Origin of the sequence: Hallella mizrahii, assembly GCF_009695775.1 — a bacterium.
Lineage (GTDB): Bacteria > Bacteroidota > Bacteroidia > Bacteroidales > Bacteroidaceae > Prevotella > Prevotella mizrahii.
This window is the reverse complement of sequence record NZ_VUNG01000001.1, coordinates 181,380-193,696: the sequence shown is the minus strand read 5'-3', so window position 1 is coordinate 193,696 and position 12,317 is coordinate 181,380. Positions and strand designations below refer to the sequence as shown.

General features: G+C 51.0%; 13 protein-coding genes. 7 read left to right on the top strand and 6 right to left on the bottom strand.

Annotated elements, in window-relative coordinates; translation table 11 throughout:
- Positions 1 to 161: 161 nt before the first annotated feature.
- Positions 162 to 530 (top strand): 50S ribosomal protein L19, encoded by a 369-nt coding sequence (gene rplS, locus FYJ73_RS00740; protein ID WP_154532610.1) that lies wholly within the window; start codon positions 162 to 164, stop codon positions 528 to 530.
- A gap of 160 nt (positions 531 to 690) precedes the next feature.
- Here rplS and FYJ73_RS00735 read toward each other — a convergent pair whose 3' ends face one another.
- On the bottom strand, positions 691 to 978 hold the full coding sequence (locus tag FYJ73_RS00735) for a hypothetical protein (RefSeq protein WP_154532608.1): 288 nt from the start codon (positions 976 to 978) through the stop codon (positions 691 to 693).
- A 350-nt stretch (positions 979 to 1,328) separates the two neighbouring features.
- Between FYJ73_RS00735 and FYJ73_RS00730 the strand changes: the two genes are divergently transcribed.
- From FYJ73_RS00730 to FYJ73_RS00710, 5 genes are all read left to right on the top strand, one after another.
- Positions 1,329 to 2,510: a phosphoribosylaminoimidazolecarboxamide formyltransferase gene (locus tag FYJ73_RS00730; protein ID WP_154532606.1), complete on the top strand. Its 1,182-nt coding sequence runs from the start codon at positions 1,329 to 1,331 to the stop codon at positions 2,508 to 2,510.
- A 270-nt stretch (positions 2,511 to 2,780) separates the two neighbouring features.
- Entirely contained in the window at positions 2,781 to 2,984 is a 204-nt protein-coding gene (locus FYJ73_RS00725) for a hypothetical protein (RefSeq protein ID WP_154532604.1), read from the top strand.
- Positions 2,985 to 3,165: 181 nt separating this feature from the next.
- Complete coding sequence (locus FYJ73_RS00720) at positions 3,166 to 4,350, top strand: hypothetical protein (protein ID WP_154532602.1); 1,185 nt, start codon at positions 3,166 to 3,168, stop codon at positions 4,348 to 4,350.
- A 4-nt stretch (positions 4,351 to 4,354) separates the two neighbouring features.
- Positions 4,355 to 5,062, top strand: a complete 708-nt coding sequence (locus FYJ73_RS00715; RefSeq protein ID WP_206081653.1) for a porin family protein — start codon at positions 4,355 to 4,357, stop codon at positions 5,060 to 5,062.
- 37 nt (positions 5,063 to 5,099) lie between these two features.
- On the top strand, positions 5,100 to 6,665 hold the full coding sequence (locus FYJ73_RS00710; RefSeq protein ID WP_154532598.1) for an alpha-N-arabinofuranosidase: 1,566 nt from the start codon (positions 5,100 to 5,102) through the stop codon (positions 6,663 to 6,665).
- 336 nt (positions 6,666 to 7,001) lie between these two features.
- On the opposite strand, the gene porT is transcribed toward FYJ73_RS00710, so the two are convergent.
- Entirely contained in the window at positions 7,002 to 7,745 is a 744-nt protein-coding gene (gene porT / locus FYJ73_RS00705; RefSeq protein WP_154532717.1) for a type IX secretion/gliding motility protein PorT/SprT, read from the bottom strand.
- 303 nt (positions 7,746 to 8,048) lie between these two features.
- Here porT and FYJ73_RS00700 point away from each other — a divergent pair, with 303 nt between their 5' ends.
- Entirely contained in the window at positions 8,049 to 8,219 is a 171-nt protein-coding gene (locus FYJ73_RS00700; protein WP_154532596.1) for a DUF362 domain-containing protein, read from the top strand.
- 177 nt (positions 8,220 to 8,396) lie between these two features.
- Here FYJ73_RS00700 and FYJ73_RS00695 read toward each other — a convergent pair whose 3' ends face one another.
- From FYJ73_RS00695 to FYJ73_RS00680, 4 genes are all read right to left on the bottom strand, one after another.
- Positions 8,397 to 9,563 carry a M23 family metallopeptidase gene (locus tag FYJ73_RS00695; RefSeq protein WP_206081652.1) on the bottom strand — a complete coding sequence of 389 codons (1,167 nt, stop codon included), beginning with the start codon at positions 9,561 to 9,563 and terminating at the stop codon, positions 8,397 to 8,399.
- A 62-nt stretch (positions 9,564 to 9,625) separates the two neighbouring features.
- Positions 9,626 to 10,417, bottom strand: coding sequence for a peptidoglycan editing factor PgeF (gene pgeF, locus FYJ73_RS00690; RefSeq protein ID WP_154532592.1), 792 nt, complete (start codon positions 10,415 to 10,417; stop codon positions 9,626 to 9,628).
- Between the two features lie 13 nt (positions 10,418 to 10,430).
- Complete coding sequence (gene obgE, locus FYJ73_RS00685) at positions 10,431 to 11,615, bottom strand: GTPase ObgE (protein ID WP_154532590.1); 1,185 nt, start codon at positions 11,613 to 11,615, stop codon at positions 10,431 to 10,433.
- A gap of 67 nt (positions 11,616 to 11,682) precedes the next feature.
- The gene (locus tag FYJ73_RS00680; protein ID WP_154532588.1) at positions 11,683 to 12,255 is read right to left on the bottom strand and encodes an adenylate kinase; all 573 of its coding nucleotides are present in this window, start codon (positions 12,253 to 12,255) and stop codon (positions 11,683 to 11,685) included.
- Positions 12,256 to 12,317: the final 62 nt, after the last annotated feature.

Here is a 12,317-nt window from a genome sequence, read left to right as displayed (position 1 = left end):
GAGACAGAAATGTTAAAAAGAACAGATTTTATACCTCTCTTGCTCTTATTTCGTTGAAAAGCAGTAACTTTGCAAAGCTTTTCGGCCTAACCGCTGGTTGGAGGAAGAGTCTCCATGCTACGTTGGGTTGGAACGACAAACAACATTTAATTATACACACAATGGATTTGATTAAAGTTGCCGAGGAAGCATTTGCAACCGGCAAGAAGTTCCCTGAGTTCAAGTCAGGTGACACCATCACTGTCGCTTACAAAATTGTCGAGGGTAACAAGCAGCGTATTCAGCTGTATCGTGGCGTGGTCATCAAGATCAGCGGCCATGGCGACAAGAAGCGTTTCACCGTTCGTAAGATGTCTGGTACTGTAGGCGTAGAGCGTATCTTCCCTATCGAGTCTCCCAACATCGACAGCATCGAGGTGAACAAGCGTGGTAAGGTACGTCGCGCTAAACTTTACTATCTCCGTAACCTCACCGGTAAGGCTGCCCGCATTCAGGAGAAGCGCCAGGTGGTTGCTACTGAGAACAAGTAAAAAGAGATTTCTCGCTCTCTCCTCGTTAAGAGGAGAGATGACTCTATCCTCAGAGTACAAATGTTGGACTGCATTTGACATAGCGAAAGCTATCATCAAAAGCAGTCCAACATTTTTTGTTTCTACCACCCATAGTCATGGACAGCAACAACCATAGCATTTATTCCTCGTAGTTGATCGACGCGTCTGTGTCGCCGTGCACGGTGTTCATCAGATCATCCCACGTTTGGAAACCGGCAAAGAGCGCCAGACGGTTACGCGCTTCCATCGACAGCCGACGCTTTCCCGTCACCAGTTCCCACAGCTTTTTCAAGGAATGACTGCTCAAGTCAACATTGTGCTTAGCCAACCGATGTGACGCCTTCTCAAAATCCATCACCACCTCATGTGGCTCTTCTCTCAGCTTTTTGCCTGCTTCAGCAAAGAGCATTCTTAAATCCCTTTTCATAACAATCTTGTCTTTCCTCCAGACTTTCTATATACTTTCTCAATTTCTCGGTGCAAAGTTAAGAAGAATATCAATACGTTCAACGAAATATTTCAAAAAAATATGCTTTTGAAGTGATTTCCACATGAAGATACCTTCAAGTCCTCATGAAGATACCTTCAAGCCCACATGAAGATACCTTCAATGGCACATGAACATAGGTTCAGTCGTACGAGGACATAGGTAAGATTCCGACATTACATAAAACAACAGAAGATACCATCCCCCTACCACTACTTTTTTTGCCGTGTTTATTTCCGTTTCTGCTAACTTTTCGCTACCTTTGCCGTAGGTTTCAATTTCACACCGACATGAAAGAATACGCATTAAAGTACGGATGCAATCCGAACCAAAAGCCGGCCCGTATCTATATGGAGCACGGCGAACTGCCCGTAGAGGTCATCAATGGCCGCGCAGGCTACATCAACTTCCTCGACGCGCTCAACAGCTGGCAGCTGGTCAAAGAGCTCAAGGCCGCTACCGGCCTGCCCGCCGCCGCCAGCTTCAAGCACGTCTCCCCGGCAGGAGCTGCCGTGGGTCTGCCACTGAGCGACACGCTGAAGAAGATCTATTTCGTGGATGACATTGACTTTGAGCTTACGCCCCTGGCCAGTGCCTATGCCCGCGCCCGTGGTGCTGACCGTATGTGCTCCTATGGCGACTTCTGCGCGCTGAGCGACACCTGCGACGAGGCTACTGCCAGACTCATCAAGCGTGAGGTCAGCGACGGCGTCATCGCACCCGACTACACACCCGAAGCCCTGGAGATCCTCAAGGCCAAGCGCAAGGGTACTTACTGCGTCATCAAGATCGACCCGAACTATGTTCCCGAACCTATCGAGCACAAGCAGGTCTTCGGCATCACCTTTGAGCAAGGCCGCAATAACTGCGATCTCAACGACCCGAAACTCTTCGAAGAGATTCCTACGAAGAACAAGAACTTCACTCCTGAGGCGATCCGCGACTTGAAGATTGCCCTCATCACACTGAAATATACACAGAGCAACAGCGTCTGCTATGTCAAGGACGGACAAGCCATCGGCATCGGCGCCGGTCAGCAGAGCCGTATCCACTGCACACGTCTTGCCGGTAACAAAGCCGATGAGTGGTGGCTGCGCCAGAGCCCGCAGGTTCTCAACCTTCCGTTCAAACCGGGCATCCGCCGTGCTGACCGCGACAACGCCATCAACGTCTACCTCAGCGAAGAGCATGACGATGTACTGCGCGAAGGCACATGGCAGCAGTTCTTCACCGAGAAGCCGGCTGTCTTCACCCGTGCTGAGGAGAAAGAATGGATTGCCAAGAACACCAACGTATGCCTGGGCTCCGACGCTTTCTTCCCCTTCGGCGACAACATCGAGCGCGCCCACAAGAGTGGCGTGAAGTACATCGCACAGCCCGGCGGCAGCATCCGTGACGACAATGTCATCGAGACCTGCGACAAATACGATATGGCCATGGCCTTCACTCACGTGAGACTGTTCCACCACTAATCCGCAGTTTAGACGAATCATATTTATTTTTCAAGAATTAGAGAATTAGAGGATGATGTCCAAAACAGAATGATAGAGCATCAGAAGACCGGCTGCCAAAGGTAGCTCGCAGATTCTTATTCATTCTTATATACTTATATATATAAAGGGCAGGAAATTCTACAATTCTCAAATTCTTGAAAAAGAATAAGGCAACAGTCCCCTCATCTCTCATCTCTCAACTTTCAACTCTCAACTCTCATCTCTCAACTCTCAACTCTCAACTTCCCCATGTCAGACATCGACGAAATCATTGAGCACGGCATCGTCTTCAAGGGTGCTTCCAAAGGCGGACCCAAAGACGACGACAAGGTGAAAACCAAAGCCAAGAAAAAGAAGTATATCACCGGTGCACACGGCTCCGGCTCGGCTAAGCAGAAGGCTAAATACCGGCAACAGCGGGCCAACCGAGCTTCGCAAAGAAAAAAGAAATAAGCATTGGCAATAAGAGACCAAATCATAATTATATGGAAACGCTCACTATTATCTTTGCCATCGGCTCCGTCATCGGTGTCGGCCTCATCCTTTGGACCAACACCAAGAAAGGCAAAAAGTGGTTGCAGGATCTATAATCCCTTTGCAACCACTATCACTTCTTACATCTCATATTACTCCCATGAAAACTACTCCTTATCTATTATTGCTGATCGGCTTGCTGAACCTCTTGACATTTTCCTCCTGCAGTGACGACGACAAGGACATCAGCGCTGACACCAACATCCCCATCACCGGCTACTGGCAGATTGCCGGTACGAGCATTGAAAACGGTGCAGACATCAACGGCGACGGTGCTGTTGAGGGCATCGTCGTGCACGACGACGGCACCGTCTCGGAATGGCAGTATACCCAGACTTCGGAAGATCCCTTTAACTTAGGCTACAAGACCGGCACGTGGACCGTCGACAACAATCACTACATGATGCTGCTCAGCAAGGGCAACGGCAAACACTACACCGTCACGGTGGCGGGCAACAACAACGAGAAGATGTACCTTGCCTACAATGGTAAGACTTCGGTTGTTCCATTTTACCGTATCCAGCATCTCCCCGGCGACGGCGACAGCATGATGGAGATGATGGCACAGATGAAATTCTCAGGCATACAGATGAGCGACCTCGCCGGTTACTGGGAACTCACAAGCAACGACAATCCCAATGGTGTCGGCAACGGCATCTACATCGACGAACAAGGCAATGTGTCAAACGTCATACAGATATATGGTGCATACAATTACAACAAAATAGACTATCACTCCGGCAAGGTAAGCACCCCCGACGGGTACCTCGTCTTCCCCTATAGTGGCACAGACTATTATCTCTTTGCCATCAGCAAAGACATTCTCTTAGCCACTGCCAACGGGCAGAAAGTGGAGAAGTTCGTACGCAAGGACATCCCCAACGAGATAACGCGCATAGAAGAGGTTATCAGCAGCAAGGTTCCCGAACAACTCATCGGCACCTGGGAGACGACTCATTACAAAATACTCGCCGACGGGAAAGCCATCATTGACGAAGACATTATTCCTTCCTCCTACTATTCAACATATAATAAGCTCTCCTTCAGCCGCAATCATACCGTCAACCAATATTCAACATATGATACAGACTACCACAACTCATATTACTTTACGGTCGAAGGAAATAATCTGCTAACAAGCTCTTCCCTCAATGGCTTGGTGTCACCAGGCTCCGACTACTCCAAGAAGGAACAGATCGAGTTCATCTCTGACACAGAGATGACGCTCACCCATGACAACGGAGGCGCACAGACAGCGATTTACACTTACCATAAGATTCAATAGACCCATGAAAAAGATATTCTTCTTACTGATGGCACTTCTTCCCGTCGTGGCATCAGCACAAAACGACAATATGCGCGTCTCCATTACGCCACATGCCGGCATGACCATTTCAAAGATGGACGGCAATGCCATCAACAGAGAAAAGACATGGAAAACAGGATGGACGGCTGGTGCCGAAGTGGAGATTCCCCTGTCACGTTACTATTCTCTCACCACTGGCGTAGACTATAGTGCCATCGGCACGGGACTCAAAGACGAGCATGAGCAATACGCTACCGTAAAAAGCCACATCAACGCAGACTACGTATCAGTGCCTTTGCAGTTCAAGGCTTACTTCAGGGGTGTCAAAGGACTCGCCGCACACATCGGTGCGGAGATGGGCATCCTGACTTCGGCCAAGGCGCATGCCAAGATGACAAGCATACGCACCATGGACATTGGCGACGGCATGTCGTCGATCTTTCTTTGGGAGAATTACCAGACCAAGGAATCAGAGGATGTCAGCGGTCAATTCCGCAGAATCATCTATGACATTCCCGTCGGTCTGAGCTACGAATGGCAGAACATTGTTCTCAACGCCACCTACCGTTTCGAAGTGCGCAAAGCTATCCATCACTATGCCTACGACACCAGCTGGGTACCCATGCAGGATGCCTTGACAGCCCGCAACCACGCCATCCTCATCACGCTTGGCTACCGCTTCAAGCTTTAAATCACCATTTTACATAACACCAATAACAAATTTTTCTATGCTTAAAAAACTAATTCTATCGACACTTCTCGTGTCAGCTTCCAGTGGTCTGATGGCTCAGACTCAGGTGACGATCCATGCCAACCAAGGCCAGCAGAAGATCTACAAGGAGCTCTATGGACAGTTTGCCGAGCACCTCGGCACATGCATCTACGGTGGTCTGTGGGTAGGTCCCAACTCCCACATCCCCAACACCGACGGCTACCGCACCGACGTATTCAATGCGCTCAAGGAGCTACGCGTGCCCGTCTTGCGCTGGCCCGGCGGCTGCTTTGCCGACGAATATCACTGGATGGACGGCATCGGACCTCGCAGCCAACGCCCTAAGATGCAGAACAACAACTGGGGCGGTACCATCGAGGACAACTCTTTCGGTACCAACGAGTTCATGAATCTCTGCGAGAAGCTCGGCGCCGAACCGTATATCAGCGGCAATGTCGGCTCCGGAACCGTTGAAGAACTCTCCAAATGGGTGGAGTATATGACCGGCGACGGCGACACGCCGATGGCGAACCTGCGCCGTAAGAACGGCCGCGAGAAACCCTGGCATCTGAAATATCTCGGTGTGGGCAACGAGAGCTGGGGATGCGGCGGCAATATGCGGCCGGAATACTATGCCGACCTCTACCGCCGCTACAACACCTACTGCCGTGACCAGCACAACAACCATCTCTTCCGCATCGCATCCGGTGCCAGTGACTACGACTATGACTGGACAAAGACACTCATGGACCGCGTGGGCAACCGCATGAACGGACTCTCGCTCCACTACTATACTGTCAAGGACTGGAGCAACAATAAAGGCTCAGCAACAGCGTTCACCAATGACGAGTACTACACCACACTCGCCAAGTGCCTGCAAATCGAAGACGTCATCAAGCGTCACAGCGACATCATGGACAAGAAAGACCCACAGAAGAAGATCGGGCTGATGGTCGACGAGTGGGGTACCTGGTGGGACGAGGAGCCGGGAACGATCCGCGGACATCTCTATCAGCAAAACACGATGCGCGATGCCATGGTCGCCGCCCTGACGCTCAACATCTTCCAGCGCCACACCGACCGCATACGCATGGCCAACATCGCGCAGGTGGTTAACGTGCTGCAAAGCATGATCCTCACCGACACCATCGGACAAGGCCACATGGTGCTCACGCCGACTTACTATGTTTTCAAGATGTACCGCGACTTCCAGGAGGCTACCTACCTGCCCGCCTCTTTCACCTGCGACACGCTCACCGCCAAGCCGCTGATGTACAAGATGACGCCGGGCCGCGTCCCTACCCTCTCGGTCTCCGCTGCCAAGAAGCAGGATGGCAGTCTCGTCGTCTCGCTCGTCAACCCTCGCCTCGACAAAGCTGAACCGGTGGAGATTGCCCTCGACGGCTTCAAGGGCAAGCAGGTCGCCGGCACAATCCTCACCGCCAAGAAGGTCACCGACTACAACGACTTCAAACATCCCGACGTGGTGAAGTCCGCAGCCTTCACCGGTGCCAAAGTCAAAGGCGACAAGCTCAAGGCTACGCTCCCCCCGATGTCGATCGTAGTGCTGAATGTGAAATAGTCCACTTCCAACTACAAAGTAACGTATATCTTTGTTAGTGAACGCTCCGCCACGGCGGAATCAAGAATATAACCGAATATCGAGAATATCACGTTCTTCCTATTCGGTTATATTCTTTTTGATGGTGACTTACTTGGTCTAAGGAACTTTGTCATGGGGTTAGAAAGGCTTTCTAATATCCTCAAAGTACCTTTCTGATAGTGTCAGAGAGCCTTTCTGTCTATTAGAGAGTCTGTCTTTTTTGCCTTTCTGTCTATTAAAGACCCAGTTCTTTCTGTCTTTAATAATAATATGTCTTTTCTGTCTTTTTGTCTTGGATATTCTGTCTCTCTGTCTTCATTCGAAATAGAAGGTGAGGGCGATGACTTTGGTTCTGGCTTTATTTATGCTGAGAGCGTAGGGGCGCATCGCCTCGTCTTGCAGGCGGTCAGCATGGCCTGTGTCGAGACTGTTGGTGAGACTGTACATGAATTTCAGTTCCGGTCTTACCTTGAAGAAGGGCATGTAGAAGTCACAACCGAAGCCTGCTTCCAAGTACATGTCGTAACGTTTGAGTTTGAGATAGCTGTTGTCAGACCCCGTGAGATTGATGGCCGGAGTGAGTCCCAGCATGGCGTAGGGGCGATGGTTGCCCATTCGGGGTGCTGCCGCGATAAGGTCAAACGAACAGGTGAAGTAGATGGTCTTCAAGTCTTGCGAGCGGTGGAGCATCGAGTCGGGAGCCTGAGTGTCCATGTTGTGAAACTCGATATGGCGCGAGCCAAAGAGAATGGCAGGTGCCACACGGAACTGAAAGTTCTCGGTCAGGCGGGCTTCACCGAGCACACCTACCTGAAATCCGTTGTCCCATTGGCTTTGGTCGCAGGTGATGGTATAAGTCTGTTGTGAACCGTTGTTGGCAATGATGGTCTGTGGCCCGATATTGTTGAGTTCGATGTCCTGCAGATGCGTACCGACAAGCAGTCCGAAGTGGAAGGGGCGCAAGTCGATATACGGGCGGTTCTGCACCGTCTGTTCCTGTCCCCAAGCGACACTGGCAGCGGCGAGCGTCAGGAAGATAACAAAGACAATCCTCTTCATATTCATCATAACGCAGTAGCTGATGAATTATTGTTGCTGGCAGGTCTGCTGATTCTTTGCTGTCGTCCTGCTGATTCTTAGCTGTTGGTCTGCTGAGCTGTTGCTGATTTGTTGCAGACAGCCTGAAGTCAGGGTGATATGTGTCTGCTAAGTTACTTATTAATGAGTAGTCAAGACAGGGGGTGAACAGCTATTGTTTAAAATAATAAAAAACCAGTCGTCATTTGTAGGTATTCCAAAGAAAATAATTATCTTTGCAACAACGAAACAAAAACATTTATTCATTTAAAATACAAGAACATTATGGCTTACGTTATTAACGATGACTGCGTTGCATGCGGAACATGTATCGACGAGTGCCCGGTAGGTGCTATCTCTGCTGGTGACAAGTATTCTATCAACCCCGATGAGTGCACAGAGTGCGGTACTTGCGCTTCTGTATGCCCCAACGAGGCTATTCACCTCGGTGAGTAATTAGTTCCGGCTCGCAGCCGTTGCATACAAATGGCAAGGCCTCTTCCGATGACTCGGGAGAGGCCTTGCTGCGTTTATGAGGGAAAAGAAGGGGCCATGGCTGCGCCACGGCAAACCGAACGGCTCACGCACACTTGAAAGAGGAGCGGGCTCCGCTTGCCAGTCGGGGGCGGAGCACTATGCGATCTTCCACCCGAAGAGGTAGCGGTCGCGCTCGTCGTTGGGCTTGCTGATGACCTTCGGGCCACGCAGGAACACGGTAGCGCGGCGCAAGGTGTGTTTCTTATGATCAAAGAAAAGGGCAGGATCGATGCGGTGGCCACGATAGAGCATCTCGAAATGGAGGTGGTCACCGGTAGCGTGGCCCGTAGCACCAGTAAGTCCAATCACTTGTCCTGCCTTGACATGCTGACCGGCGTGTACGAAGTTGACCGTCTGATGGCCATAGAGCGTCTCAATGCCGTAGGCATGCTTTACCATGATGCAGTTGCCATAGCCAGGGATTGGGCACGATTCCTCAACGATACCGTCAAAAGCTACGTGGATACTGTCGTGTGGCGTGTGGGTTTTGATGTCTACGCCGGTATGATGATAGGTGGCTGTGGTGTCAGGTTTCTGGCGCAACTTATCGTATGGACTGGTGACGTAGCTGCCGACAAGAGGGTAGCACCAGTGTTTGGCGTTGAGAAATTCTAGATTGATCTTTGCTGGCCCTGCCGCCCCGAAGTACTTTGGCTTCACGGGATCGAGTGAGGCGATGAGTGAGGCCTGAAAGCGTTTGCGAGCCAAGGTGAAGGCCACTCGCTTAGAAGTTGTGGTGATCAGATACTTGTCTGTGAGCTTACAACGCAGCACATCGTTGAGCGGGTGCTGGGCATAGGTGTCAAAGACGAAATAGGGATGGATAGGTGTGCCGTTGAGCAGAAACATCACGCCGACGGTGTAGCCATACTGACATTTGTCTGCATCGGCAAAGACTTGTCCGGCTTTGATGCGATCACCCACGTGCACTCTGAGTCGATGGATGTTGCGGTAGAAAGTCTCCAGTCCATTGTCGTGAGTGATGACAACAAACGAACCTGAGAGCGGGCTTGAGGCGGCGACCCTCACCCGTCCTGCAAAGATGGCCTTGACGTGCTTATCCTTTTGTGAGACGACCTGCAGCAGATTTTCAGCATTGACACCCGACTGCGATCCTTTCAGCGGGTAGGCATATTCGCCGGGCTTGATACTGTCGAGACGAATAGACAGTTCGTGCTTCTCAATGAGTTCTTTGTTGCGATTGGAAAAGATATTCTGGTAGTTGGCCAAAGGGTCGAACTTCATGTTCGGTGCAAATGCCATCAGAGTCGTGCACATAATAATAAGGAGTAAGGCTCCTTTCGAAATATTTCTTTTCCTATCACTCACTTTGATGATTCTCCTTTCTTCATGATACCATTATATATTCTTCCAGACTGAGCTCCTAAGCGGCGTGCAGAGAAGAAGCGGTTGGCTTGATCATAGGTGCAGATGTTAGACATGACGATGTTCTCCAGTCTTGCACCGGCATGCAGCAGTTGCAGACGGTTGCAGACTTGCAGGTCGAGATGCCACTTGTCGTATCTCTTCGACATAAAGCGGATGAAGGGAAAGGCATTGGCAAACTGTTCATATACCTCATCACCGACTTCGAAGTTCTTCAGCGATATCCCCGGACCAATCATGATCTTCACTTTGCCCGGTTGTGTATCATATTGTTTCGCCATTGCTTCCAGGGCTTTTGTGGCTATGCCGGCCAGCGTGCCGCGCCATCCTGCATGTACGGCAGCGAGAGCATGATGCTCAGTGTCGTAGTAGAGTAGGGGAATGCAGTCGGCAGTAGACACGCCGACGCACACTTTTGGCATGTCTGTCATCACTGCGTCGACGCCTTCCAGGTATTCTTTCCTCTTTTCATCTGACAGATTGAAATATTCCGGTGTGATAGCCCGGCATACAGTCTGATGGGTTTGGTGGGGCAGGATGAGATGGTCAGTGGTGATCTCCAGTGCGTCGCATAATATCTTCAGATTGTCGTTTACATTCTGAGAATCATCACCGCAGTAGGGGTTGATGTTCAGTTCGGCATAGTTGCCTTTGCTCACTCCACCATGTCGTGTGGTAGAGAAGGCAACGATGTCGTCACCGAAATTGTATTGCTCTAATTCTGGTTCCATGTCGTCTTAATCTTTATGCCTTTTCCTCGTCAGGGTCAAACGTCTCGTAGTCATCGAGTTCGTCATCGTCGGCATCTTCCACCTCGTCCTCATCGACGAAGAGCACTTCATCCTCTCCCTCGTCGTGAAGCTCCGTTGTGAGTTTCTGCATGTCTTTGTCACGGTGCACGAGCGTGTCCTCAGCCGTGATTTCCTGCAGTTTGTTGCTTTCGCTGTTGAGTTCCTCCCACAATACGTCTTTCAGTTCGTCCAAGCCGTATCCTGTGACAGACGAAATGAAGACGACAGGCAGATCTGTGGGTAGCGTCTCCCGTAGCATCTCTATGAGTTCGTCGTCGAGCAGATCGCTTTTTGTGACGGCGAGCACGCGGTGCTTGTCAAGCATCTCGGGATTGAATTTCTTCAGTTCGTTGAGCAGTACCTCGTAGTCGTGCTTGATATCGTCAGTGTCACCGGGAACCATAAAGAGCAGTAGCGAGTTGCGCTCGATATGTCTGAGAAAGCGCAGTCCGAGTCCTTTGCCCTCGCTGGCACCTTCGATGATGCCGGGGATGTCGGCCATCACAAACGACTTGTTGTCGCGGTAGGAGACGATGCCGAGTGAAGGCTCCAACGTTGTGAAAGGGTAGTTGGCGATCTTCGGGCGGGCACTGGACAAGGCCGAGAGCAGTGTGGACTTACCGGCATTTGGGAATCCCACGAGTCCCACGTCGGCCAAGAGCTTTAGCTCAAGGATGACCGTCATCTCCTGCATAGGCTCCCCGGGCTGTGCGAAGCGTGGCGTTTGTCGTGTGGCTGTACGGAACTGCCAGTTGCCGAGTCCGCCTCGTCCTCCTTTGAGGAGCATGACTTCCTGCCCGTCGTAGGTGACATCGCAGACATATTTACCTGTCTCGGCATTGTAAACCACCGTACCGCAGGGCACATCGATATAGATGTCCTTGCCATCTGTACCGTGGCATTTGTCGCGGCCACCGTTGCCACCGTTCTCGGCGAAGACGTGGCGTTGGTATTTCAGGTGCAGCAAAGTCCAGTAGTTATGGTTGCCGCGCAAGATGACGCTGCCGCCTTTGCCGCCGTCGCCGCCGTCGGGTCCGCCGTTGGGTTGGTATTTGACATGTCGCAGGTGCATGGAGCCGCGCCCACCTTTTCCGGAACGACAGTATATCTTAACGTAGTCTACGAAGTTGGAATCCATATTTAAGTGTTGAATGTTAAGCGTTGGGCGATATGACGCCCAACACCGAACATATTGTTTGCTTTGTTTAGAGGCTGTCGATCACTTTGCAGATGTCGGCAAAGATGCGGTCGAGTTCACCGAGGCCATTGATGTGGTGGTGTATGCCCTCTTTCTCATACCAGTCGATCAGCGGTGCCGTCTGGTTGTGGTAAACGTTGAGGCGCTTCTTGATGGTCTCTTCGTTGTCGTCGCTGCGTCCGCTCTGCTTGCCGCGGAGGATGAGTCGCTTCATCAGCTCATCCTCAGGAACGTCGAGCTCGATCATGGCAGCCACCTTGTGTCCGCGCTCAGCGAGCATCTTCTTCAGTGCCTCGGCCTGCGGGATGGTGCGGGGGAAGCCGTCGAAGATCACGCCCTCGTGCTCTTTCCCGAAGCTGTCATAGACACTGGCCAGAATGTTGACCATCAGGTCGTCGGGGATCAGCTGGCCATTGTCGATATATCCTTTAGCTGTTTTGCCCAGCTCCGTGCCATTCTTAATCTCGTTGCGCAAGACGTCGCCAGTGGAGATGTGTTTGAAACCATACTTGGCGATCATCTTGTCGCTCTGTGTGCCCTTGCCTGAACCAGGGGCACCGAAAATCACAATATTCTTCATCGGATTAATGGATAATGTATAATGTAAAAATTATAATGTATAAATAAATGTCCGGTTTCTTC

Bases quoted from the DNA above. Each gene is read 5' to 3' on its own strand.
- FYJ73_RS00715 (WP_206081653.1), top strand. From the start codon at position 4,355: ATGAAAAAGATATTCTTCTTACTGATGGCACTTCTTCCCGTCGTGGCA.
- FYJ73_RS00695 (WP_206081652.1), bottom strand. From the start codon at position 9,563: ATGGCATTTGCACCGAACATGAAGTTCGACCCTTTGGCCAACTACCAG.
- FYJ73_RS00725 (WP_154532604.1), top strand. From the start codon at position 2,781: ATGTCAGACATCGACGAAATCATTGAGCACGGCATCGTCTTCAAGGGT.
- obgE (WP_154532590.1), bottom strand. From the start codon at position 11,615: ATGGATTCCAACTTCGTAGACTACGTTAAGATATACTGTCGTTCCGGA.
- porT (WP_154532717.1), bottom strand. From the start codon at position 7,745: ATGAAGAGGATTGTCTTTGTTATCTTCCTGACGCTCGCCGCTGCCAGT.
- FYJ73_RS00700 (WP_154532596.1), top strand. From the start codon at position 8,049: ATGGCTTACGTTATTAACGATGACTGCGTTGCATGCGGAACATGTATC.
- FYJ73_RS00730 (WP_154532606.1), top strand. From the start codon at position 1,329: ATGAAAGAATACGCATTAAAGTACGGATGCAATCCGAACCAAAAGCCG.
- pgeF (WP_154532592.1), bottom strand. From the start codon at position 10,417: ATGGAACCAGAATTAGAGCAATACAATTTCGGTGACGACATCGTTGCC.
- FYJ73_RS00710 (WP_154532598.1), top strand. From the start codon at position 5,100: ATGCTTAAAAAACTAATTCTATCGACACTTCTCGTGTCAGCTTCCAGT.
- FYJ73_RS00720 (WP_154532602.1), top strand. From the start codon at position 3,166: ATGAAAACTACTCCTTATCTATTATTGCTGATCGGCTTGCTGAACCTC.
- rplS (WP_154532610.1), top strand. From the start codon at position 162: ATGGATTTGATTAAAGTTGCCGAGGAAGCATTTGCAACCGGCAAGAAG.
- FYJ73_RS00680 (WP_154532588.1), bottom strand. From the start codon at position 12,255: ATGAAGAATATTGTGATTTTCGGTGCCCCTGGTTCAGGCAAGGGCACA.
- FYJ73_RS00735 (WP_154532608.1), bottom strand. From the start codon at position 978: ATGAAAAGGGATTTAAGAATGCTCTTTGCTGAAGCAGGCAAAAAGCTG.